Origin of the sequence: Aeribacillus sp. FSL K6-2833, assembly GCF_037965815.1 — a bacterium.
GTDB lineage: Bacteria > Bacillota > Bacilli > Bacillales > Aeribacillaceae > Aeribacillus > Aeribacillus composti.
Genome location: NZ_CP150189.1, coordinates 3,691,517 through 3,716,745, shown reverse-complemented (window position 1 = coordinate 3,716,745; position 25,229 = coordinate 3,691,517). Strand labels below are relative to the sequence as shown.

Here is a 25,229-nt window from a genome sequence, read left to right as displayed (position 1 = left end):
GCCATCTGGGCGCTCTTGTTCGTCTTTCTTGTTGCCTCATCGCTAAAAATTTATGAAGAACTTATTTTAAAAATTGGTTCTAAAATGAATTGACTTAACCGGACAAAAAATTAAGGTCAAGTAGATGAACAACCATATCTGAGCATACTGCTTATTTAGCATAAATGATTCGAATAGAAATTTTACATGGAGTGGCGGACATGTTAGGCTTGATGCCTTGCGAAGCAAGGATTGGCGCTCGCTCCTTTCGCTAGGAAACATGTCCGCAGAAGCTCCTTGTCAAGCGATATAGACCTAAAATTTTATACAGGGAATGGAATATTCGTATTTTGTCATTCATACATTTTTTAATTGCCAAAACAGATAAATTAAGCAAAAAGGTTGGTGTTTAAACTTTCGGAGCCAGTTCGACAGCGGCGCGAATGGCTTCGAGCATGCTGCGTTCGTCCGCCAGATTTTTTCCTGCGATATCAAAGGCTGTTCCATGGTCGACAGATGTGCGTATGATACCGCCTTTGAGGCTGACGGTGATGTTTACTCCGGCTTCCAGCCCCAGCACTTTAATAGGGGCGTGCCCTTGGTCATGGTAGCAAGCGACAACAATATCAAAATCTCCGCGCACCGCACGGTAAAATAATGTATCTGCCGGATATGGTCCGGTTGCATTGATTCCTTCCACTTGTGCTTTTCGGATGCCGGGAATGAGTTTTTCCTCTTCCTCTCCATTGCCAAACAGTCCGTTTTCTCCAGCGTGAGGGTTGATGCCGCACACGGCGATGCTTGGGTTTTCTTTTCCAGCTCTTGTCAACGTTTCATGAGCCAGTTTAATGACTTTGTAGGTCCGATCGGAGAAGGGAAAAAGGCTTTTAAGAACCTTCCCCATGAGTCATGTCAGATCGAAAAATTTTAAATAAAATTTCTTTTGCTCTTAAATGGGTTGTGCGTATAAAAGCTGATAGTTCTCTTTTAACTACGGACAGATATTATAAGTGAAAGGGAAAAGGTCACAGCGGAAAATAGAAATTGAGCATTCTTAACCAAGATGAATCATTTTAAAACATTATGGCATTGTTCCTAAAGCGGCTATTCGTCCGATGTAAAGTTGTTGTTGTAGAAATCTTTTTAATAAATAACACGGTACAATCTATCTACGGCAACTGGTATGTCTTCATTTTTTATATTGGCAAATCCGATAACCAAAATAATTTTTTTCCCTTCTTCGATATTGCCTAGTAAATTGAATCTCTTCATGGAGTATATTTCAAGTTTTTCTTTTTTTGCTCTTTCTTCAATTTCTTTATACCCTTTATCTGTTTTGAATTCCGCAATGAAATGAAGTCCTGCCGGCACATTTTTAATCTTAATGCCATTTCGAAATTTCCATTTCAATTCCTTAATCAGGTTTTCTCTTTTTATCTCATAGTGATTGTTCATGCGCTTGACGTGTTTTGCGTACTCGCCGCTTTCAATAAAATAGTGAAGCGTAAATAAATTCAGTGTATTGCTTCCCTGTATCCAATATGAAAAATGTCTTTTGTACTCTCTTAATAAATCGGGAGGCAAAACGAGATAACTGATTCGGAAACTTGGCATGATCGTTTTGGAGAATGTTCCTGCATAAATCACGCGTTGATTCCGATCTAGGCTTTGCAGCGACGGAATATTGTCCGTTCCGTATTTAAATTCGCTATCGTAATCGTCTTCTACAATATACCTTCCTTCAGAAGCCGAGGCCCAATTCAAAAGTTCAATTCTTCTTGAAATAGGCATAATGATTCCGGTCGGGAATTGGTGTGACGGGGTGATAAAAAGGAAATGTGGATTCAAAGCTTCCACTTTCTTGATGTCTATTCCTTTTTTATCAAGATCGATTGGAAAAACTTCAAAATTCATATCTTTTAATAATTGGTAGATGCGAGAATACCCAGGGTTCTCAATTGCAGCTTTTATATTTTCCCTCTGCATGCCCAACACTTGACGTAACAAGGGCTGTGTCCCGGGGCCGATAATCACTTGTTCTGGTTCGCATTTAACACCGCGTGTAAGCGCAATCATACGCGAGATGGTTTTTCTCACAAGGTAAGGACCTTGAGGATGAGAAATGTCCGAAAGTTCGTTTTTGTGATTTTTTATTGCTATTTTTTCACACTTCATCCATTCTTTAAACGGGAACATGGAGATGTCAGCCGTCATATGTGATAAGGAAAGCCATCCCTCATCTTTCTTGGAGAATTCTTCTTTTAAATCATCTGGAAAGTTCATTTTAGCCTCTTTTTGATTGTTGAACTGTGTAATATTTTCCACATAGTAGCCTTTTCTTTCAATTGCGTAAATATATCCTTCAGCCAGGAGCTGCTCGTACGCATTTGAAACCGAATTAATGCTCACTCCTAATTTTTCTGCTAATTTTCTTTTGGAAGGCAATTTCTCATTGGTAGGGATCTTTCTCTCTAAAATCGCTTCTTTTAACGATTTATAAATTTGTTGATAGATATGATTTGACTTATCCTTTTTATCTATTTGAAAAAATATCATGATCTATCTCTCCCTCTGGTACCTGAAAAATCAGAAAACTGGTACTTTTCTTTTAATGTATTTATCATAATATTATTTATTATCAGTGTAAATTATCAGGATAAATGATGTTAGAAATAGTAACATAAAAAGAAAATAAAAATGTAAGGGGATTCAGGCTTTTATTTTTCCTTAGAATTGTTTTTAGTCTATGCGATTTCCGTTATTAATGCAAAAGCTGTGGAGATGGTTATAGAAATGTGCATTTTCTAATTATGTATTCGTATGTGACGGAACAAAGCTTTTGTTTTCTACAATGTTTTATAATAATACTTTCTTAATAAATTTAAAAGTCCTGCGGTAATATGTCAAGGTGAAAAATCATAGAAATTGGAAATTCCCTTGTCCGATGATCCGAAAAAAGGCAATACTGAAGAAACCCAGTATTGGTACATGTAATAAACTGGGTCTAAAGGTTGATATTGGTATACCAGATCGATCCTCTTATCGATCTTCCCCCTTTCTTGGCGTGTAGATTTGACCGTTGCGTAGCAGCGCATCGATCACACGCACGAGTTTTCTAGCGGTGAGGACGAGGGCTCGTTTATGTTGGTGTTTGGGCACTTCCTCATACTTCTTCCGGTAGTACGCACGAAACGTCGCATCATGCCGTTGCACCGAGTTGGCAGCCTCCACTAGGTAGTAACGGAGATAGCGATTGCCGGAACGAATGAGGGAGGTGTCCTCGGCTTGAAAACGGCCCGATTGGTGCTTGGACCATGTCAAGCCGGCATATTTTGCCAAGGCGGCCTGGTTGTGAAACCGCTCGATTTGCCCGATTTCGGCCAGGATGCCTGCGGTATAAACCGGTCCGATGCCTGGGATGGTTTGCAGTGTGTTCGGAATGCCTTCAAGATGGCGGGTAATGGCTTTATCGAGCTCTTTGAGCTGCGATTGCAGGCTGCGGATTGATTGAATCGACAGCCCTAACAGCAAGTCGATGGAATCCTCGACACACTTGGACAACCGATACGACGAACGGGCCGCCTTTTGAATCGACTTGGCGATGCATTCCGGATCGGCAAAGCGATTGCGCCCTTTTTGGCGCAGGAAGTCGGCCAACTGCTTGACATCCATTTGGCAGATGTCATCGAGGCTCCACGACTCAAGCAGCAGTTCGAGAATGGCATGTCCGAAGATCGAACTGTCCACCTCTTGGGTAAAGGAACTGCATTTGTAAAACAAGTGCTGGAGAAAATACTGTTTCTCACGGGTTAACTGGTGGACGAGATGATATCGCATGCGTGTCAGTCGCTGAAGCGCGAGAAACTGCTCCTTGAGGACAGCCGTCATCTTCAGACGGCCGAAGCGAAGCCGATCCGCAATGATCCAAGCATCGATGTCATCCGTTTTCTCCAAGTCGACATAGGCTTCTTTAAACTTGCGAATGAGCTTTGGATTGATCGTAAACACCTTGACGTTCCAAGCCTGCAAGGCCTCCTGCTGGTGGAAAAACATAGCTGGATGCCAACTGTAGACCGAGGTGGCTTCCATCCCGATCAGAATTTCGGTTGGCTTTCGCTTGTTAGCCCACAGGAGGATTTGATCCCGAAGGAAGGTGGCGCCCAGAAGATGATTATCCACTTTGAAGCGTGCGCACGTATTTCCTTCATGATCCATAATGCAGGTGGCTAAGTCGCGTGAGCTCACGTCGATCCCGACGTAGAGTTTCATGAGATCACCTCCTATTGTTGTAGGATCGAGGGGTAGGACTCTTCGGGATGCCCCCGGATCGCGCCTGTTGACCAGTCACCCTCGCATATGAGAACTCACGTTGGACCATGGGCTGCCCTGGAAGCTGCTCCTTCCAGCATGGGGAAAACCAACGGGAACAGCCTGCGGGTTAGACGTCCAAACAGGGGCCGAGGAGACAGACTTTACAAGTAGTCAAAGCTACAGGAGTGAGAAGAGTATCCCCGATGATCCTAAGACCATTATCCAGGAACATTGCGAAAAGTCCAACCCCGGTACGCTCAACCCTTTGTGGGAGGGGCGCGCCCCTCCCACAAAGGCAACCACCCAAGATATGCGATTGTCAAGGAGCGTATCGGACTGGAAATTCGATAAAAAAACTTTCTGAAACTTAGTATACGAGGGAGTGAGAGTAATGAGTAATAAATTTTCAAAATCAATGTCAAGAGTCGATGTTCTATTTCTTTCTGTTGGAGCAATGCTTGGATGGGGATGGGTTGTTCTTTCTGGTGATTGGATAAGTAAAGCAGGTTTTCTAGGAACGGCAATTGCCTTTTTGTTAGGTGGGCTGCTTGTTACTTTTATTGGTCTGACCTATGCAGAGTTAGCAGCTGCAATACCTGAAACTGGCGGTGGATTAGTGTTCGTCCAGCGAGCCTTTAATGATAGGTTGGGATATATTGCTGCATGGAGTGTCTTGTTTGGATATGTATCAGTTATTACCTTTGAGGCAGTTGCATTACCTACCGTCATTGATTATATAATTCCTGTTGATCACCAACTCTTTTTATGGAATCTCGGAGGATGGGATATTTATTTAACTTGGGTTTTGATTGGATCCTTTGGTTCGCTGTTGTTGACATCGATGAATTATTTTGGAATTAAACCGGCTGCTATTTTTCAAAATATTTTAACTATTGCTGTTATTTTAATAGGCTTAGTTTTAGTTTTTGGAGCATTTGCAAATGGAGGTTCAGTGCATACGAATTCAATTCTTGGAGAAGGAGTGGGGGGAGTGATGACTGTTCTTATCATGATTCCATTCCTATTTGTAGGGTTCGATGTTATCCCGCAAATCGCTTCAGAAGTAAAAGCACCACCAAAAGTAATAGGTAGGATACTTATTTTTTCTATTATACTGGCCATTGTTTTCTACATTTTAATTGCATATGGGGTATCAGTTGGATTAACACCGTCTCAACTCGAGGTTACCCGACTTGCTACTGCTGATGCAATGACGAATCTATTTAGAAGTCCAGTGTTTGGAACAATTCTTGTGATTGGTGGGGTTGCCGGAATCGTGACAAGTTGGAATGCATTCATTATTGGTGGAAGTCGAATTTTATTTGCCATGGCGGAGAGAGGGATGATTCCAAAATGGTTTGCTTACATTCATCCAAAATATAAGACACCGACACATGGCATTATCTTTTTAGGATTACTTGGTTTTTTTGCACCATTTTTAGGGCATTCAGCTTTAAACTGGTTTGTAAATGCTGGTGGCATTGGAATTGTCATCGGTTATATGCTTGTTTCCATCTCATTTATGAAACTTAGAAAAACAGAACCTGAATTAGAACGTCCATATAAGATACGAAATTGGAAATTAACTGGAGTCATTGCCATAATTTTAAGTATTATATTTATTACTTTTTATTTACCTGGAATGCCATCTGCGCTTGTTTGGCCTATGGAATGGTTAATTGTGTTTGGGTGGTATGGAATCGGAACAATCTTGTATCTGTTTGGTTCTAGAAAAGACTCTGTGAAAAAATTTAAAGATGTCTCGTCGACTTAGCCTTTGACGAGAATCCCCTTTAAAGGATTTCTAATTTATATAGAAAGTGAATTGGAAGGTAAATGAGAACAGTGTGCATTTTAAGTTTTTACCATGTCCCTAGCTTTATAAAGAGTGTTTAACGTTTTAACTGGTACCTGAAAAATCAGAAAACTGGTGCTTTTCACTATAACAGAAAATTGACATAATTCGTATATATATTGATTTTGAGGAGGCAATGAAAAAATGGCATCATCGACAACGATGGAAGACTTGCAGGCTAAACGGAAAAAGTATGTTCCTAAAGGGGTGAGCAATGGAAATTTAAGTATTGCGCATCATGCAAAAGGGGCTACCATCGTAGACATTGACCAGAATGAATGGATAGATTTTGCAGGGGCAATCGGAACTTTAAATGTAGGGCATAGTCATCCCAAAGTAACGGCTGCGGTAAAAGAACAGGTTGATAAATTTTTGCATCCTGGTTTTAATGTGATCATGTACGAAGGATACATTAAGCTGGCGGAAAAATTATGCAAGATTACTCCAGGCAACTTTGATAAACAAGCAATTCTTTTTAATTCGGGGGCTGAAGCAGTCGAAAATGCAGTTAAAGTGTCCCGTAAATTTACAGGCAGACAAGCGGTCGTTTCATTTGTCAGAGGGTTTCATGGAAGAACGAATCTGACGTTGAGCATGACGAGCAAAGTCAAACCATATAAATTCGGATTTGGTCCTTTTGCTTCAGAAGTGTATCAAGCTCCTTATCCATACTTGTACCGAAAACCGGATCATATGACAGATGAACAATATATTGATTGGACGATTGAAGAATTCAAGAGGTTTTTCGCTGCTACTGTGGCACCTGAAACGGTTGCTTGTATCGTAATGGAACCTGTTCAAGGGGAAGGCGGTTTTATTATCCCACCGAAGAAATTTGTCAAATTTGTCAGGGACTTCTGTGATGATCACGGTATTGTTTTTGTGGCAGATGAAATTCAAACTGGTTTTGGCCGTACAGGCAAATTGTTTGCAATTGAACATTTTGATGTTGTCCCGGATTTGATTACTGTTTCCAAGTCATTGGCTGCCGGGTTGCCTTTAAGTGGTGTAGTAGGCAAGGCGGAAATTTTAAATGCTGCCGATCCGGGTGAACTGGGTGGAACGTATGCTGGGAATCCTGTAGCTTGTGCCGCCGCACTGGCAGTCATTGATATCATCGAAGAAGAGGATTTGCTCACAAAATCAGAAATACTGGGACAAAAGATTGAGAAAAAACTGCTGGAATTACAAGCGAAACATGAGTTTGTGGGGGAAATTCGCCGCTTAGGTGCTATGGTAGCGGTGGAGATCGTAGATAACCGTCAGAACAAACGACCGAATAAAGAGAAAACGAATCAAATTCTGAAATATACGAATGAACATGGTCTTTTATTGCTTTCAGCTGGTATTGATGGAAATATTATACGCTTTTTAGCTCCGTTGGTTATTACTGACGAGGAATTAAATAAAGGGTTATCCATATTGGAAAAAGCTTTTGCTCAATGAACTGGGTGAAGAAACTGAGGATAAAATTGCCGGGAATCCATTAACCAGTGGCGTTATATATTATTATATCCCGGCAAAGAAAAACCCAGAGGGAGGTAAACCTTGATGGCAGCGACGATTAAAGTCACGAATCCTGCAACAGGTGAGTTGATCCAGGAAGTAAAGGCAGATACAGAAGAAGAGATTAATCTTGCATTGCGGAGAGGGCATGAAAGTTTCCGAAAGTGGTCAAAAATAAATGCACATGAACGATCGAGACTATTAAAGCTTTGGTCTAAAAAAATCCAAGAACATAAAGATGATCTTGCAAAGATCATGACAATGGAAAGCGGTAAACCTTTGCACGAATCATTGGGTGAAGTTGACTATGCAACTAGTTACATTGATTGGTATGCAGAAGAGGCGAAACGGCTTTATGGACGAACAATTCCTGCAAATACGGAATCCAAACGTATCATTGTCAGCCGCCAACCGGTAGGATTGGTTGCAGCCATTACTCCTTGGAATTTTCCAGCCGCAATGATGACAAGAAAAGCTGCACCGGCATTGGCAGCTGGATGTACATTCGTTGTGAAACCAGCAGAAGATACCCCGTTAACAACGATGAAATTGATTGAGCTCGCTCATAAAGCCGGAATACCAGCGGATGTAATTCAATGTGTGAATGGCTATGGCAGTGAGGTAGGAAAAATATTTACGGAAAGCAAATATGTCAGAAAAATTACGTTTACCGGCTCGACCCCTGTAGGAAAATTATTGATCAGAGACAGTGCCAGTACGGTTAAACATGTTTCAATGGAATTAGGCGGCCACGCACCGGTCATTGTTGCACATGATGCTGATATTGACTTGGCGGTAGAACAAACGATAGCTTCCAAGTTCAGAAATGCCGGTCAAACATGTATTTGTGCAAACAGAGTTCTAGTGCATGAAAGCATTGTAGAGGAATTTGCTGAAAAATTAACAAATGAAGTTAAAAAATTAAAAGTTGGAAATGGTTTGGAAAAAGGAACTCAAATTGGGCCAGTTATTAATGAAAAAGGCTTTAATAAGATTGTCTCGCAGGTCAACGATGCAATCAGTAAAGGTGCTGAAGTTCTTTGCGGCAATAAATACAATGCAAATAAGGAAAAAGGCTATTTCTTTGTTTATCCGACGGTTCTCAAAAATGTCAATGAGAACATGAAGATTATGCAAGAGGAAACATTTGGACCCATTTTGCCAATCACAACGTTTCAGGAATTAGAAGAAGCTGTTAATATTGCAAACAGCACGCCTTATGGTCTGGCCGCTTACTTTTTTACAAATGACTATAGAACAGGCATCTATCTGCATGAGCATTTAGATTTCGGAATTATCGGCTGGAATGACGGTTCTCCATCTGCTGCCCACGCTCCTTTTGGAGGAATGAAAGAAAGCGGAATCGGCCGTGAAGGTGGAGTGGAAGGCATTGAACCGTATTTGGAAACGAAATATTTGTCAATCGGGGATATTTATAAATAAAGGACTTTTTGCAGGGAGCTTTTAACAGCTGTTAATTTTCAATTTGATAGAAACTAATCGGTTTTTCATAAAGTTGGTTATATCCACCATCCATGATCAGAAATTCGATTTGGAAATTTGTACAATCTGTCACATTTCCGATCAATGTTGGGTCGACTTCTCCATCGTTTACATGAGTTGGAGTTACTTCGATCACAATCGGTAATTCACGTATCTACAGAAAGATGCACTTTATGGCCAAACCAAGTGATTTTATTGCTAAAAGAATCAAACTTTGCTCCCCAATTTGCATTGCCTGTTTGTTTTTAGGCTTGTTCTTTTCATAGGCGTTAATGGCGGCACTATCGATAGCCTGATGCCCTCCATTGATCACGCCTTCAGCTTGGCCTATCTGGACAAGATCATAAAAGATTTTTTCTGCTAGATTTTTTTGAGTGTGTTCATGGAAAATACTGTACTAAAAGTAGAGATAGATGGTGCAGGTCGACCGATTTAAACCGCATTGATAACGGAATGAATGTCTTAATCCAATCGGTTACGAAGGGCTGTAAACGTATCAAAACCTTTTAATGGAGCAGCAATAAGAGCTCTTAAAATTCCTTTCCTTAGAATGACCTTCAGCCCCCCTTGGGGTGAAGAATTGCTTAGCAAAGGGACGTAAATCAAGAGCACTAAAAAAGATTTGGCAAATTTTCTTTAGAATCTAAAATTTACAGTTCTTCAAAAAGGAAAATAGACTTTCTTGTAGAATGTACAAAGTGACTTCCCCCTAGCGAATTATTGTGTTTAGGCCACATCAAAAATTCTGCAAATGAGGGGTGAAGTCCTTTTTTCTTTTGAGAGTCTTATGGCTCTTAGAACAAAAAAATGTAAAATGTTCAAATAAAAAACTTGATTAGAAGTTAAAATTTTTTTATTTTTGTTCTTAATTTCTCTAAATTTCAAATGGTTCAGGTATCAATATTTGGATTTCCACAACCTAAGTTTAGTATCGTTGATAACTGGGCACTTCATAGTCAGCTTCCAGTTCATTAGGGTTTCTGTTTTTTTCCAAAATAAAAGGGCAGAGAATCGAAAAATCCTTATGCAGTGATATGCAAAGGGGCTATACATGGAGAGAGCTTTAGGTTTTGCTAAAATTATTGAAGCTGACGCTTGACTAAAGAATCATGGCTACAGAGGATTCACGCCAAGCCCTTGATGGATAGATCACATATATGTATATTTATACATAATTTTGATATAGGTATACTGCAACACTCTGTTCCGATTTTTATATAACTACAAATTATGATAATGCTTTAACAGATTATAGAGATGATTTCGTTATGCCATTATGTATGGATGATATAGAAGATATCCAAGAAGTTTTAAATGAGAAAAAACATAGAGTTATACATTTACATGGACATATCGACAAACCAGCATCAATGATTGTAGATGAGGATGACTATAATAATTTTTACTCTGATGATAAAATTACTAGCAAACTTTACTCGATTTTGGGAAACAGAAAATTATTGTTCATTGGGTTCTCTTTTAATGACTATTATTTTAAAGATTTGTACTCAAAAATAATTAAAAATATTGGCGGAGAACACTTCATCATCGTTCCCAACCTGCACGTCTTTGATGCAAAAGAATACTTAAAAATAAACTTAATCCCTATAGGAATTAACGTCAATAAAGATAATAACGGTAAATATTTGAATTATGTTAAAGCACTCAAAGTTATATTTGAACAACTAACATAGTAAAAAACTGATAATAAGCAAACTGATTTCTAATCTTTGTACTTTCGATTAGGAAACAAGTCTACTACTCACCTCACTCCATGTTAATACGGTGTTTCAGCTGAAATAGAGAGGCCTACGTTTTCACGAGCGAAATAAAATAATTCAAATTAGAACTTCGGCAACGCCTCGACCGCATCCGCCAAATCGCTGTAACTGTCCTTTAAGTACCGGGAAGTCGTCGCGATGTGGCTATGCCCAGCGAGTCGGCGCACTTTCTCAATATCGTTGTTTGTCGCCTTTAACATCCACTTGCAGAACGTGTGGCGAAACATATGAGGCGTCAGCTTTTTGCCTGGTGGACTGTAGCTTTCGACCATGCGCTGAATACCGCGTACGGAAAACTTCGGTGAGCGCTGGCTGTAAAAGACGTAGGGAGATGCGTCCACGTGCGGCTTCTTTTTTGCCATCTCTGCTCGAAACGCCAGCCAATCCTGAAGCTCCGCAAACAGGATGTTGGAGATCGGGACCGTGCGCACCTTCATCCCCTTGTTGACGATCCGGAGGCGCTTCATGTCGAGGTCAATATCCGTAAGCTTTAAGTTCGACAACTCCTCCAACCGCAAACCGGCGTAGACAAACAGGTACACGATCGCCCGGTCGCGACGGTATTTCTCCTCTGGATCCACACCGCGGCTATGGATCGGCATTTTCCGCATTCGATGCAACAAATCTTCAAACTCCTCCTCCGTCAGCCACATGATCGTCTCCTGATCTTCGTCGGCCGTTTTCAAATCCGAAATGCCTTTCATCGGATCCTGGTCGAAATACCCTTTCTCCACTGCCCAGCCGTAAAAACTGCGCAGCGCGTTCAGCCGCCGGTTGATCGTTGAGGTCGCGAGCGGTTTCCCTTCTACCGGACTTAACATTTGCTGGATCCATTTGCGGATGTCCGCCGAGGTCACATAGTCGCCGAAGCGCAGATCCAAGTCCTTCAAAAACTGATTCACGTCATTCAAGTAGGAGATCACCGTGTTCGGGGAACACCCCTTCTCCTTGAGGTACGTCTCGTATTCGTGCAGCATTGGATTCACCTCGATCTTATATGACGAGTTTATTTTGTTGCTTTTGGCAAAACACCAGAAAAAATAACCTTATGTGACGAGTATATCATAGAAAAACTGAGATCGATAGACATATAATACAGATTATATGATAAGTTTAGATAAAAAATATTAGAGACGCAATAAATTTAACATCGGCGACCCGTAGTCTTTTGGGAGCTGTCCTGGTTTGCAGTGAATGAGCCTTTCCATATCATAGATCGGATTGATAATTACAGGATTACAATGCTTCTAAACAATAAAGAAATAAGAACTTCCTACTAATTTTTATTGGATCATCATCAAAAACTGTATTCGGTCTTTAAATTTTGTGGTGAATAGCCTTCACTTGTTACTAAACATTAAACATCTTGTGTGCAGTTTAATGGATTATTTATCAAAATATATTGACAAATCTAAATATTATAAATTAAAATTACATCGAAGACATCTTGTATGGTACATGGTACATGGCACATAGTTTGTTAGGGGGGGATAAGTTGAATTTTTCAGTATCAACTGAGAGCATTCATGCGCAAGTAACAAATATCATTCGTCAGGCAATCGTTTCAGGACAATTAGCTATGGGTGAAAAACTTTCTGAAGCTGCATTAGCACAGAAATTAGGTGTAAGTCGTACTCCGGTTCGCGAAGCTTTGAAACAACTACAAAGAGAAGGTTTGGTGGAAATCATCCCACGAGTAGGTACTTGTGTCACCAAACCAACCGAGAAAGAAATTACGGAGTTGTTTGCATTAAAAGAAGTTCTTGAGGGACTTGCAGCCGGACATATGGCTCAAAGAGAAAAAGTACCTGAGTTACAGGAGCTAATAAAAGCTATGGAAGACATGGATGAGGCAGCAAAAAACAGAAATATTGATGATTACGTTGAAGCTAATGATCGCTTTCATGACGCTATTATTAGAGGATCTGGAAACAGCAAACTTCTGTATCATTTTAATCTCTTAATTAACCAGCTTCCTTACAGACGCTTTGTTTATATGACACTTGATCAACCCCAACGTTTAGAGAAATCTGTGGAAGAACATCGACGTATCGTAGAAGCGATTACATCCGGAGACCATCAATTAGCTGAGAAAATGATGAGAGAGCATGTGAAGGCAAGTGGATCAAAATTAATGGAATTCATGAAAGCTGAGTTGTTTCGTGATAATAAATCAAAAACAGGGAGGTAATCTAAAGATGAAATTCGGTATATTCGCGAATCTGGCGGGTCCTGGTAGACATAATGAATTTCCCAAAGTTCTTGATGAAGCAAGAGAGCAAGCGGTTTATTGTGATCAGGCAGGATTTGATTCTATTTGGTATACGGAGCATCATTTTGGTCATGAAGGTAACGAGTTGATACCCAACCCAATTTTAATGGGAGCAGATATAGCAGCACGGACTAAACGAATTCGGATTGGTCAAGCGGCTAACATTATTACTTTTTGGCATCCACTGCGTTTAGCAGAAGATATAGCTTTGTTGGATCAATTGAGCGGCGGACGTATTGAAGTCGGAATTGGACGCGGATTGTATGGACGAGAAGCAATGAATTTAAATCAATTAGCTGATCCACGTGATCAGGAAAAGAATAGAGCGTTATTTGAGGAAACCTACGAAATTCTGATCAAAGCTTGGTCCCAGCGTTTCTTCTCCCACGAAGGTGAATTTTATCAATTTCCTGCACCAGGATTGAAGTGGAATCACCCGTTAAGCCCACCGTCCGAAGAATATATGGATATGGAAAAAGGTGAGATCAAAAAGATTTCCATTATGCCGCCAACCTATCAGCGGCCACATCCTCGGATCTGGCAAGTGATTGATTCACCGAGATCTATTAAATGGGCCGCCGAGCATCAAGTGAACGGAATCTTCTGGATGCCTACGGTGAAAGAGTTAAAAAGACGCTTTGAATTATATCGGGAAGCTCTTTCAGAGGCAAAAGGAACTCAGGTAGAACTTGGAGAAGGCCTTGCTCTCGTTCGAGACTGTTATGTAGCTAAAACGATGGAAGAGGCTAGAAGAGATGCAGAGGAAGCCGTATTGCGTACTTATCGTTGGATTTGCCATTGGCGTGGATTTGGCAATCTGATGAACCCTGGTGAGGAATTAAAACCAGACACTCAACTTAGTTATGAATTTTTGCATCCACGCAATTTGCTTTTCGGAACACCAGATTACGTAGCGGAAAAAATTCAAGAGCTTAAAGAAGAGCTTAATTTGCAGTATTTGTTACTCTGGACGAACCATGGTAACCTGCCTCATGAAAAAATTATGCGAAGCATTAAATTATTCGCAGAAGAAGTCATGCCGAGATTTAAAAAATAGGATTTTTTACTTAAGAATACTGGAGGAGAAATGCTAATGTTGGAAGTTCGCAAGGTATACACAGTTGTCGAAGAAACTTGGGTCGAGGGTGGCAAAGAAGTGAATCCACCGATCCGTACCATTTCAGCTATTGCAGTTATTCGTAATCCATGGCACGGACGCGGGTACGTAGAAGATTTAAAACCAGAGATACTAGCTTGTGCTCCTAAATTGGGAGAACTGCTTGTAAAAAAGTTGTTCGAAGTTATAGATTCTCCCGATGAAGTCGAGGCCTTCGGTAAAGCAGCTCTAGTAGGTGTAGACGGAGAAGTAGAACATGCGTCTGCATTGATCCATACCTTCCGGTTTGGTAATAAGTTTCGTGATGCTGTACAAGGTACTAGTATTTTACCTTTCACCAATAAACGGGGAGGCCCAGGTTCTTATATTACGGTTCCTATGGTTCATAAAACGGATGACTCAAAGCGTTCTCATTTCATTACCTTTGAAATTAACATACCTGATGCGCCTCGATCAGACGAAATTATGGTTGCAATTGGTGCTTCTACCGGAGGACGGCCGCATCCGCGTATTGGAGATCGCCATCAAGACATGTTGGAAATGGGATTTAAATAATATGAGGGGGTTTTTGATGAACAGGCAATTTACCTACTATACTGACGTCGGGAAGGGTGAACCTGTTATTTTAATTCATGGTGTTGGATTAGATTTAACGATGTGGGAGCAACAAGTTTATGCATTATCTTCACAATATAGAGTGATTAGCTATGATATGATGGGACATGGCAAGTCAGCCTGTCCCCCCGTTCCCTATACCCTATCTCAATTTGTGGAACAATTAGATGTTCTATTTTCTAATCTAGACATTCCACAGGCACATCTGATCGGATTTTCAATGGGAGGACTAGTTGCTCAAAGCTACGCGATCCAACATCCAGAAAAATTATCTTCTCTGACTCTCATCAGTTCTGTCGCTAGACGAAATGATGAGCAGCGTAAAGGTGTGCTTTCCCGAATAAAGGAAGTAGAGGAACATGGGCATAAGACAACTATTAATGCTGCGATAAAACGATGGTTTACGCGTACTTTTATATCCGAGCATCCAGAGGTAATTAGGCGTATTCGCTATCGTTTAGAAACAAATAACCCTGATGCTTACCTTGCTGCTTATCGAGTATTCGCAACAGCAGATGCTGAGGTATATGATCGATTACCTGAAATTAAGTGCCCGACATTGATTGTAACAGGGGAACTCGATCAAGGCTCAACACCTGAGATGGCTGAACTTATGGGAAATTTAATCCCACATTCCGAAGTCGTGATAATACCGGGTATCAAACATATGTTACCTATCGAAGCAGGGGGTCAACTAAATCAACTTTTGCTTTCAACATTAGAAAAGTATAGTGGAAGGGAATGGAAAGAATAGAATGAGTGAACTTAAAAGATACAAAATGTATATCAATGGGGAATGGGTTGAATCAAGTAGTGGGGAGTATTTTGAAAGCTATAATCCAGCTACTGAAGAACCTTGGTGCTTAGTGGCCAAAGGAACAGCAGAGGATGTGGATCGTGCTGTAAAAGTAGCTCACCAGGCTTTTGAAAGTTCTAAATGGTCATCTATGACATATACCCAACGCGGAAAACTTTTACGGCGTTTAGGAGACTTGATTGCTGAACAGGTTGATAATTTAGCGAAATTCGAAACATTAGATAACGGGAAGCTTATCCGTGAAATGCGGGGACAACTGCAATACCTACCAGAGTTTTATTATTACTATGCAGGTTTAGCCGATAAAATTCACGGAGAAACACTCCCTATCGATAAACAAAATATGCTCGTTTTTTCATCACGTGAACCTTTGGGAGTTGTGGCTGCAATTACTCCTTGGAATTCCCCGCTCTATCTTACGACATTAAAGCTTGCTCCAGCCTTGGCAGCGGGTAATACCATAGTTATAAAACCATCAGAGGTTACATCTGCGTCTCTGCTAGAATTAATGCCTCTAATTGAAGAGGCGGGGTTTCCACCGGGCGTTGTAAATGTTGTAACCGGATTTGGCGACCCTGTAGGAAACAGTTTAACAAGTCATCCGCTTGTCAGACGTGTTGCCTTCACCGGGGGACCGGAAACAGCGCGGCACGTTATCCGTAATTCTTCGAACAACTTTGCTCGGCTTACTTTAGAATTGGGAGGAAAATCCCCTAATATCGTTTTCGATGATGCTGATCCTGATAGTGCAGCCCTTGGTATAATCGCGGGGATTTTCGGAGCTGCTGGTCAGAGCTGTATAGCCGGATCACGAGCATTTCTTCAGAAAAACATTTATGATCGAGTGCTAGAGAAATTAGTAGATCGTACTTCTAAAATCATCATTGGTGATCCAATGGATTCAAAGACTGAATTAGGCCCATTAGCTACTGAATCACAATTAAAAAAGGTGGAATATTATGTAAGTTTAGGAAAAGAACAAGGGGCACATCTTATTTATGGTGGAAAGAAACCAGCGTCTTTAAAGAAAGGATGGTATTTTAAACCAACTATTTTTGAACATACGGATACCAAAATCCGTATTGCTCAAGAAGAAATTTTCGGTCCCATATTGAGTGTCATTCCGTTTGAAAAAGAGGAAGAAGTGATTGCACTAGCCAACGGAACGAATTATGGATTGGCTGCAGGAATCTGGACGAATAATTTGTCAAGGGCTCACCGAGTTTCCAAATCTTTAAAAGCTGGGATTGTTTGGATAAATACCTATAGAAGCATTTCTCCTATTGCTCCTATTGGTGGATCGCATTGGAGTGGATACGGGCGAGAAAGTGGGTATGAAGCGATTTACGAATATACCCAAAGCAAGGTCGTTTGGGTAAATACTTCATCTGAACCGATGCTAGATCCGTTCATAATGAGGTAAGCAATACATTTATCAATACAACATAGGGTGGGATACTTTTGAAATTATTGGGTATATCTGGGACAATTACAGGATCAAAAACACGGATCGTTGTCGCAAAGGTTTTAGAAGAAGTAAAGCGATATCATCCAGAAGTCGACATCGAGTTACTGGATATGAAAAATTATGATGTCCAGTTTTGTGATGGTCGCGATCCTTCTACTTACACTGGGGATACAAAAAAAGTCATCGATATTGTTAGCCTTGCTGATTTCTATATTATAGGTACACCGATCTTTCAAGGATCCATTACCGGGGTTCTCAAGAATTTATTTGATTTGGTGCCCCCACAGGCTCTCCGGAACAAGGTCATGGGATTTGTAGCGACAGGTGGCACTTATCAACATTATTTGGTGATTGAAAATCAATTAAAACCAATCGCTGGTTATTTTCGAGCCTTTGTCTCTCCCAACTATGTATACGTTCACAACGACCATTTTAGCCCGCAGAACGAGTTAATTGATCAGGAAGTATTGGATAGAATCAGGAAGCTAGCCAAAGAAGTGGTTTATATGCAAATGTCTCTAAAAGAAAATAAAATATAACAACGAACATATATGAAATAATTCCCTCAATCAGTATGTTTTGGTTACAATCTAACGATTTCTCCCTCATAGAATATCTTATTTTTTCTAAATTATGACGAGAGGAGGATATAGAATGAATCCAACAATGGAAGAGAAGATCAACTTGACCGATTTGTCTTTTACGCGCTTTTGCTGTGAAAGATACGGGATCAATAGAGGAATATATAATACCATTGATTCTTGGTTTTTTAATCAAGGATTCAGAAATATTTTAGAGAGAAGAAAAAAGATATTATCTTTTCTTGAATTCGTTCAAAACAAGCATACCCTAAACAGAAGTTCTAGATGTAAGTTTGGAAACGGTGGTTTAACTATCAAACTACAAGAATATTTTTATTCTCAAACTTAAATCCCGATAAAGCAATGTGGTTGATTGAAATTATTTGATAATAAGGATGATGAAGAGCATGAGAAGAAAATTGTTCATCAATGGAGAATGGGTGGAAACTAAAAAATATTTTTCCTTACATTCTCCTTATTCTGAAGAAATAATTGCTCAAATTCCTGTTGCAACAGAGATAGAAGTGGAACAAGCGATCGAATCGGCCTACTGTGCTCAGAAAGAGATGGAAAAAATGCCTAGCCATAAGCGCGCAAAAATTTTAGAAACCTTATCTTTACTGCTTGAACAAAGATCCGATGAAGCAGCGCGAATCATTGCTCTGGAAGCTGGTAAACCAATTAAAACAGCAAAAATAGAAGTAGATAGGACTATTCAAACATACAAATTTGCTGCTGAAGAAGCCAAGCGGATTTATGGCGAAATATTACCGTTAGATGCGGCTCCGGGTGGAGAAAATCGCATTGCCTATACAGTACGAGAACCGTTTGGGGTCATAGGAGCAATAACACCTTTCAATTTTCCAATGAACCTAGTAGCCCATAAAATTGGGCCTGCAATCGCTTCCGGAAACACAATCGTACTTAAACCAGCCTCCCAAACTCCGCTATCTGCTTTCTTTATCGCCGAACTTTTACAACAGGCTGGCTTACCTAAGGGGGCACTCAATGTTATTACGGGAAGCGGTAGCATGGTTGGTAACATGATTGTAAAAGATGAAAGGGTCAAAATGATTACATTTACCGGTAGTCCAGCTGTAGGGATTTCTATTAGAAATAAAGCGGGGTTGAAACGAGTAACTTTAGAACTCGGTTCAAATTCTGCGGTAATCATTGACAAGGGAGTAAGAAATCTAGATAAGATTGTTTCCCGCTGCGTAGCTGGTGCATTTTCCTTTCAAGGACAGATTTGCATTTCTCTACAGCGAATTTATGTCCACGAAGAACACTATGATGAGTTTGTTGAAAAATTTATAAAGCAAACAGAGATGCTAAAACTGGGCGATCCTCTTGATCCAGAAACAGACCTGTCCGCATTAATTTCGCCTAACGATGTACAACGCTGTCTAGATTGGATTGAAGAAGCTCGAGAATACGGAGCGAAAGTTGTCTTAGGTGGAAAAGCAAAAGGCAACATCTTGCATCCTACTGTAATATTAGAGGCGGATCCTGCGTTAAAAGTATCCTGCCAAGAAGTGTTTGCGCCTATTGTTCTAATTAATAAAGTAAGATCAGTGGAAGAAGCCATAAACTTGGTAAATGATTCACGTTATGGCTTACAATCTGGAATTTATACTGAAAATATTCACACAGCAATGATAGCAGCGGAAAAATTGCATGTTGGTGGGGTCATGATCAATGATATTCCAACCTTTCGCGTTGACCATATGCCTTATGGCGGTGTGAAGGAGAGTGGTTACGGGCGGGAAGGGGTGAAATATGCAATTGAAGAAATGACAGAACTAAAGCTTGTCGTATGGAACCGGAATTAGATCTCTTCGCTAGCCTTGAAAATTAAAATACTGACGGGGCGATCCTTTGATAAAAAAGCCAATGACCTAATTTCAAACAAATAAGAATCAAAAAGGCAAAAAAAAAAGCATATCCTAAAAAATTAAATTCTATTACTCATTTTAACCCATTGACCAGTTCGTTTGTCAAGAAGTGCGCTACATGCGCTAATAATGAAGCGCGTTTAGTAAATAGATTTTTATTTCGTAAGCGTTGTCAACAATAATCGTATCGGGAGGTACAACAAATGAAAATTGAAACACGTAGTATTGAATATATACCATCAGAAGAGCGGCATGGGAGAGCCAGGGATTTATTCCCTGTATGGTTTGGAGCAAATATGCATATAACAACTCTTGTGGCAGGAGCACTAACAGTCACCTTGGGGCTTAATCTGTTCTGGAGCTTGGTCGCGATTATTGTGGGTAACCTGCTTGGAGCGCTTTTCATGGCATCCCACTCTGCTCAGGGGCCGCAACTTGGGATTCCACAGATGATCCAGAGTCGGGCTCAATTTGGGGTTATTGGAGCAATTCTACCATTATTCCTTGTCATGTTTATTTATTTCGGCTATTTCGCAAGCAGTGGATTACTTGGAGCTCAAACCTTAAGTAGTGCACTTTCAATCGATTTGAATTGGAGTATCTTGATCATGAACGCGGTATGTTTCATTATTGCCCTTTATGGCTATGATTTAATTCACAAGATGCAAAAATATTTCTCTTGGTTATCTTTCATTATCTTCCTAATTGCTACCTATATTATTATTTTCCAATTACCAATACCGGAAAATAGTTGGGCACTAGATCAATTTAATATGTCAGCATTTTTACTAGCTGTAAGTATTACCTCGACTTGGCAATTATCATATGCACCATATGTTGCGGATTATTCACGTTACCTCCCAATCAACACTAAAACATCTCACACATTTTGGTACAGTTATTGTGGTACAGTTATTGGTAGTTCTTGGATGATGATTTTAGGTGCTATTTTAACTGCGTCAATTCCGTATTATCTTGAGGATTCTGGAAGTAACTTGGCTAAATTATTCGGTAATTTCTCCATTATTATGTATATCGTTATTGTTCTTGGGCAATTATCAATCAATGTATTTAACTTGTACGGCGCATTTATGTCTACAGTTACAACGTTAGAACCATTCTATAAATTTCGCGTCACACCGAAAGTTCGAATGTGGTTCCTACTTTGTATAACGATTATAGGCACTGCATTATGTATTTGGGGGCAAGGGAATTTTCTTTCGTTTTTCATGAATTTTATCTTTTTCATCAGTTATTTTCTAATTCCTTGGACATCTATCAATCTTGTTGATTATTATTTGTTGCGTCGAGGTCTTTACAGCGTTAAAGATATCTTTGATGTAAATGGTTGCTATGGAAAAGTAAACTGGATTGCCATTATAGCATTTGTTGTAGCAATTCTCGCTGAAATTCCTTTCATAAATACTACTATATATGTCGGATCTTTCGCAAAAGCATTTGATGGAGCAGATATTGCATGGGCTGTAGGGTTAGTTGTACCCGCCGTACTATATTACTTTCCTATGAAACGTAAATTACATGATCCCATTGATATGACTGGAATGAATAACTATATGAATACACCTTAAAAATATTTTCGCTGACGCAAAATGAATAACTCTATTTGTATCATGGACATCATCGCAATATAGAGCAGAATCTATAGGTGGACTTGCTGCTTATCAAATCATTCCAATATGCCACCCTTCAAGTTTGGAAGTCCGCAAAGCCTTGATAAATCAATATTTCTAGAGGGAGGAATAGATATATATGTTCTCAAAAGAAGAGAAGCAACGTTTATTCAAAGAAGTAATGGGAAACTATCCAACAGGAGTAACTATCATTACTACCACATCCAGCGATGGGAACCCTGTCGGATTAACTGTGAACTCATTTACTTCAGTTTCACTAGACCCTCTCATGGTGCTTTGGTGCATTGATCATAAGGCTTCGTCCATTAATGACTTTATTAGTGCTGGGAAGTTTGCCGTACACATACTGGCTGGAGACCAAAGAGAATTATGCAAAACATTTGCAAGCAAAGGTGTCGATCGTTTTAACACCTGCCAATGGACTTTTTCCAGCAATCACCTTCCTATTATTGAAGATACTTTCGCCGTACTTCAATGCCAAACATTTAAAACAGTGGAAGCTGGTGACCACACAATTCTCATTGGAGAAGTCATCGACATCCAAATGAACAATAAAAAGCTTCCAATGCTGTATCATCGTAGACATTTTGCCACTATCCCAGCTGAATTTTATACAACACAATAAAGGCAATTCATTGCAAAGATCCTATAGGATGTACGGTGAACAACAATGAGAAACGAAATATATGTAATTATATTCAGATAAAACAAAAAAATTACAATGATAAGACGATTAAGTAAGTACTTTTCTCCATATAGACACAACAGTTATTGGATACAATTTACAAACTATAAAGAATAAAAGGGGTTGTTAGCGTCACTACGATTAGAGTGTATTTCATTGTTACCAACGCGATAACCCCTTTTTTTGTAAGAAATAGGTCAATGATAAGATGGGAAGGAGTGTGAATAAATGGAACGTACGTACTTTTGTATTAATCGGCGTTTCGACGATTTGTCATACTTATTAATGATGCTCAGTTTTCCAATTCTCCTGTTCCCCAACTTTTTACTGGTCGATTTTAGTGATGTATCAGCCTTAATAGTTTCTTTATTATACGGACCACTTGCAGGCATACTCATTGAAATGTAAAAAAATGTGCTAAACTATTCCTTTACATGTAGCAATACTGGTATTCTAATTGGTCATATTGCAAATTTTATAGCCGGAGTTACTTTTATTTTACCAGTATGTTACGTCAATCAAAAAATTCAATCAAAGAAAGGAATAATATTTGGCTTATCGACAGAAATAACTGAGATGGCGTTAGTAATGTGTGTGTGTTAAACTAATATGTCTTTTTACCTGCTTACACATTGTTTCTTAAAGCTCCCGTGTTGAATACTCCCGACCTGAAACAACTCGTTATATTCACTATTTTACCATTTAACATTATCAAGGGGGGCAATTATTAGTATTGTTTTTGGGATATTGTTTTGGCGTCTCTCTCCATGGTTACAAAAGCAATTTACATATCATGAAAAAAAGATGATATATTACTTGACAGTGATTTTGTGAGCACACGCCTCATCAACCATTTTTATAAGGTGTATAAAAATGTGGTGAACAAACGAGAATACATATACACAATAATAAAGAAATGATATTAGGTCAATAAAGTAGACACAAAAATTTATAGATTTTTTTTCGCAGCTACCGCGCTATCGCTTGGTGGCCTTTTAAAAATAATTACGACGTTGTCCTAATTATTTTTAAAAGGTAAATTTTCGGGTCTAACTATTCTATTAATATGTTCATTAAGCTCCCTTTTTATAGTACATACGTTCGTATTCAGATGGCGAAAAATACTCTGTTGCGGAGTGAATACGTTTATTATTGTAAAATATTTCTATATACTCAAATATGCTCTTTTTTGCTTCCTCCCTTGTTTTATAACGAGTCTGATAGATTAGTTCTTTTTTTATAACCCCATGAAATGATTCAATACAAGCGTTGTCATAACAATTTCCTTTGCGGCTCATGCTACATTTCATTCCGTATTCCATTAGCTTAGCTTGATAGTCATTTGAAGCATATTGACTCCCTCGATCAGAATGATGGAGGATAGAACCCTGTGGTTGTTGACGCTGATAGGCTTGCTTTAAAGCACTTAACACTAGCTCCTTTTTCATGGAACAGTCTATATGCCAGCCGACTATTTTCCTTGAATACAAATCCATCATACTAGCTAGATAAAGCCAACCTTCATCCGTTGGAATGTATGTGATATCAGCTACCCATACTTCATTTGGTTTCGTAACAGTAAAATGTTGGTTTAAGACATTTTCGTGGACCGGATGGTTATGTTTTGAGTTAGTGGTAGCCTTATGCTTTTTCACGGTACGAGACTTCATTCCCTCTTTGTTCATTATGCGGGAAACCGTCTTCTGTGAAACCTTAATGCCTTCATGATTAAGCTTTTTGGCAACCTTTGGACTCCCATACAGTTGGCGAGATTCGATATACACACGACGCACTTCCTGCGTCCATTCTTCTCGACGCTCTTGTCTAGCACTTTTGGGACGATCACGCCATTTATAATAACCGCTTCGAGAAACTTTCAATACTTCGCACATCTTCTCCAATCGGTAATCGAAGCGATGCTCATGGATAAATGAATATTTTACCGATGGTCTTTCGCGAAGAAGTGCATCGCCTTTTTTAAGATGGAGTTTTCCTCCTCCAGATCCCGAATACGTTTCTTCAGTTCACGAACTTCGTGGTCTTCGGATCGAAACGTTTGGGTTTCTGTTATTTCAGGTTCTTGCTTATATTTTTTCATCCAGCCGTGAAGAGTATTTTCGTTAATTTTGAGCTCACGAGCCACTTGTGCAACGGATTTCGCTTCCTCCAAAATATAACGAACAGTTTGACGCTTAAAGTCTTCCTCGTACCGCCTTTGTTTTTTTGTCATGTAGACACCTCATTTTTCAGTCTATTATTACTATAATAATCTGTGTCTACTTTTTAGTCTAACATCATAATATGTGACTTCATTGAAAAACACCAACACGAGTTTCGTGTAGTGAAGATGTGCCAAGTATTAGGTGTTTGCAAAAAGTGGATATTATGCTTGGAAAAAGCGTGAAAAGAGTCAACAAAAGAAACGAAAAGAAAAGCTAACAGCAAAGATTAAACGTGCACATTTAGAATCAAGAGGCCTATATGGTAGTCCTAAAATTACAAAGGTACTTAACGAACAAGGAACGAAGGTCTCACAAAAGACGGTCAGCCGTATTATGTGTGAGAACAATATTCGCTCAAAAACTGTGAAAAAGTATAAAGCAACAACCAATTCGAAGCATAACTTGCCAGTTTATCCGAACTTATTAAATCAACAGTTTGAAGTAGATAAACCAGGTAAAGTTTGGGTTGGGGATATTACGTATATTTGGACTCGTGAAGGATGACTGTATTTAGCTACGATAATGGACTTGTTTTCAAGGCGGATTATTGGTTGGTATATGAGTAAAAGAATGAACAAAGAGTTAGTAATAACAGCATTAGAACAAGCAATAAGAACTCAACCACCTAAGGAAGGGTTGGTCCATCATTCAGATCGCGGTAGCCAGTATGCATCTAAAGATTATCAAAAGTTATTACGTGAACATCATATCAAGACAAGTATGAGCAGAAAAGGAAATTGTTACGATAACGCTTGCATGGAATCGTTTCATAGCGTAATCAAGAAAGAACTTGTTTTTCTTCAAGACTATCAAACTCGTAAGCAAGCGGAACAAAGCATATTTGAATATATTGTGAGTTTTTATAATGATCAACGGATTCATTCTTCTAATAACTATATGTCTCCTATTGCGTATGAAAAACTTTATTACAGTAGTAATCAAGATATTACAACCTCTAGATAAGATTGCG

General features: G+C 39.5%; 21 protein-coding genes and 2 pseudogenes. 17 read left to right on the top strand and 6 right to left on the bottom strand.

Features of this window, described 5'->3' with window-relative positions; genetic code table 11:
* Window positions 1–388: 388 nt before the first annotated feature.
* From NSQ94_RS17825 to NSQ94_RS17815, 3 genes and pseudogenes are all read right to left on the bottom strand, one after another.
* Window positions 389–895, bottom strand: a pseudogene (locus NSQ94_RS17825) (4-hydroxythreonine-4-phosphate dehydrogenase PdxA); the annotation flags it as partial.
* Between the two features lie 227 nt (window positions 896–1,122).
* Window positions 1,123–2,535 carry a PLP-dependent aminotransferase family protein gene (locus NSQ94_RS17820; protein ID WP_327847794.1) on the bottom strand — a complete coding sequence of 471 codons (1,413 nt, stop codon included), beginning with the start codon at window positions 2,533–2,535 and terminating at the stop codon, window positions 1,123–1,125.
* 483 nt (window positions 2,536–3,018) lie between these two features.
* Window positions 3,019–4,248 carry an IS110 family transposase gene (locus tag NSQ94_RS17815; RefSeq protein WP_027725928.1) on the bottom strand — a complete coding sequence of 410 codons (1,230 nt, stop codon included), beginning with the start codon at window positions 4,246–4,248 and terminating at the stop codon, window positions 3,019–3,021.
* 433 nt (window positions 4,249–4,681) lie between these two features.
* Between NSQ94_RS17815 and NSQ94_RS17810 the strand changes: the two genes are divergently transcribed.
* The 3 genes from NSQ94_RS17810 to NSQ94_RS17800 all read left to right on the top strand — a co-directional run bounded on the left by NSQ94_RS17810 (window position 4,682) and on the right by NSQ94_RS17800 (window position 9,094).
* The gene (locus tag NSQ94_RS17810) at window positions 4,682–6,064 is read left to right on the top strand and encodes an amino acid permease (RefSeq protein WP_339193523.1); all 1,383 of its coding nucleotides are present in this window, start codon (window positions 4,682–4,684) and stop codon (window positions 6,062–6,064) included.
* Window positions 6,065–6,289: 225 nt separating this feature from the next.
* Window positions 6,290–7,591, top strand: a complete 1,302-nt coding sequence (gene gabT, locus NSQ94_RS17805; protein ID WP_117017409.1) for a 4-aminobutyrate--2-oxoglutarate transaminase — start codon at window positions 6,290–6,292, stop codon at window positions 7,589–7,591.
* 105 nt (window positions 7,592–7,696) lie between these two features.
* Complete coding sequence (locus NSQ94_RS17800; RefSeq protein WP_327847792.1) at window positions 7,697–9,094, top strand: NAD-dependent succinate-semialdehyde dehydrogenase; 1,398 nt, start codon at window positions 7,697–7,699, stop codon at window positions 9,092–9,094.
* A gap of 31 nt (window positions 9,095–9,125) precedes the next feature.
* Here the strand turns inward: NSQ94_RS17800 and NSQ94_RS17795 are convergent, their stop codons facing one another.
* Complete coding sequence (locus tag NSQ94_RS17795) at window positions 9,126–9,290, bottom strand: hypothetical protein (protein WP_311066610.1); 165 nt, start codon at window positions 9,288–9,290, stop codon at window positions 9,126–9,128.
* Window positions 9,291–10,422: 1,132 nt separating this feature from the next.
* Here NSQ94_RS17795 and NSQ94_RS17790 point away from each other — a divergent pair.
* Entirely contained in the window at window positions 10,423–10,848 is a 426-nt protein-coding gene (locus NSQ94_RS17790) for an SIR2 family protein (protein WP_339193520.1), read from the top strand.
* Between the two features lie 149 nt (window positions 10,849–10,997).
* Here NSQ94_RS17790 and NSQ94_RS17785 read toward each other — a convergent pair whose 3' ends face one another.
* Window positions 10,998–11,912 (bottom strand): tyrosine-type recombinase/integrase, encoded by a 915-nt coding sequence (locus NSQ94_RS17785; RefSeq protein ID WP_066250192.1) that lies wholly within the window; start codon window positions 11,910–11,912, stop codon window positions 10,998–11,000.
* 518 nt (window positions 11,913–12,430) lie between these two features.
* Here NSQ94_RS17785 and NSQ94_RS17780 point away from each other — a divergent pair.
* The 11 genes and pseudogenes from NSQ94_RS17780 (at window position 12,431) to NSQ94_RS17730 (ending at window position 22,871) form a co-directional block, all read left to right on the top strand.
* Window positions 12,431–13,126, top strand: coding sequence for a GntR family transcriptional regulator (locus NSQ94_RS17780; protein ID WP_082829551.1), 696 nt, complete (start codon window positions 12,431–12,433; stop codon window positions 13,124–13,126).
* 7 nt (window positions 13,127–13,133) lie between these two features.
* Complete coding sequence (locus tag NSQ94_RS17775) at window positions 13,134–14,264, top strand: LLM class flavin-dependent oxidoreductase (protein ID WP_066250196.1); 1,131 nt, start codon at window positions 13,134–13,136, stop codon at window positions 14,262–14,264.
* A gap of 36 nt (window positions 14,265–14,300) precedes the next feature.
* Window positions 14,301–14,879, top strand: a complete 579-nt coding sequence (locus NSQ94_RS17770; protein ID WP_082829552.1) for an amino acid synthesis family protein — start codon at window positions 14,301–14,303, stop codon at window positions 14,877–14,879.
* A 16-nt stretch (window positions 14,880–14,895) separates the two neighbouring features.
* Complete coding sequence (locus tag NSQ94_RS17765; RefSeq protein WP_261308780.1) at window positions 14,896–15,693, top strand: alpha/beta hydrolase; 798 nt, start codon at window positions 14,896–14,898, stop codon at window positions 15,691–15,693.
* 1 nt (window position 15,694) lies between these two features.
* On the top strand, window positions 15,695–17,179 hold the full coding sequence (locus NSQ94_RS17760) for an aldehyde dehydrogenase (RefSeq protein WP_066250206.1): 1,485 nt from the start codon (window positions 15,695–15,697) through the stop codon (window positions 17,177–17,179).
* Between the two features lie 38 nt (window positions 17,180–17,217).
* Window positions 17,218–17,763, top strand: a complete 546-nt coding sequence (locus NSQ94_RS17755) for an NAD(P)H-dependent oxidoreductase (protein ID WP_066250209.1) — start codon at window positions 17,218–17,220, stop codon at window positions 17,761–17,763.
* 115 nt (window positions 17,764–17,878) lie between these two features.
* Entirely contained in the window at window positions 17,879–18,154 is a 276-nt protein-coding gene (locus tag NSQ94_RS17750; RefSeq protein ID WP_066250213.1) for a hypothetical protein, read from the top strand.
* Between the two features lie 49 nt (window positions 18,155–18,203).
* A complete protein-coding gene (locus NSQ94_RS17745; protein ID WP_066250215.1) occupies window positions 18,204–19,637 on the top strand; it encodes an aldehyde dehydrogenase family protein in 1,434 nt (477 codons plus the stop codon).
* A 266-nt stretch (window positions 19,638–19,903) separates the two neighbouring features.
* Complete coding sequence (locus NSQ94_RS17740; protein WP_066250219.1) at window positions 19,904–21,289, top strand: cytosine permease; 1,386 nt, start codon at window positions 19,904–19,906, stop codon at window positions 21,287–21,289.
* Between the two features lie 181 nt (window positions 21,290–21,470).
* On the top strand, window positions 21,471–21,977 hold the full coding sequence (locus tag NSQ94_RS17735) for a flavin reductase family protein (protein WP_066250220.1): 507 nt from the start codon (window positions 21,471–21,473) through the stop codon (window positions 21,975–21,977).
* A gap of 280 nt (window positions 21,978–22,257) precedes the next feature.
* A pseudogene (locus NSQ94_RS17730) lies at window positions 22,258–22,871 on the top strand (ECF transporter S component).
* 239 nt (window positions 22,872–23,110) lie between these two features.
* Here the strand turns inward: NSQ94_RS17730 and NSQ94_RS17725 are convergent.
* Window positions 23,111–24,267 (bottom strand): IS3 family transposase gene (locus NSQ94_RS17725; protein ID WP_339229763.1). Its coding sequence is split into 2 segments (ribosomal slippage): window positions 23,111–24,009 and window positions 24,009–24,267, totalling 1,158 coding nucleotides; the frame shifts between segments, so codons are not numbered across the junction.
* A gap of 133 nt (window positions 24,268–24,400) precedes the next feature.
* On the opposite strand from NSQ94_RS17725, the gene NSQ94_RS17720 reads away from it, so the two are divergent.
* Together NSQ94_RS17720 and NSQ94_RS17715 are read left to right on the top strand one after the other, a co-directional pair.
* Window positions 24,401–24,763 (top strand): IS3 family transposase, encoded by a 363-nt coding sequence (locus tag NSQ94_RS17720; protein ID WP_339229761.1) that lies wholly within the window; start codon window positions 24,401–24,403, stop codon window positions 24,761–24,763.
* 18 nt (window positions 24,764–24,781) lie between these two features.
* A complete protein-coding gene (locus NSQ94_RS17715) occupies window positions 24,782–25,222 on the top strand; it encodes an IS3 family transposase (protein WP_082829600.1) in 441 nt (146 codons plus the stop codon).
* Window positions 25,223–25,229: the final 7 nt, after the last annotated feature.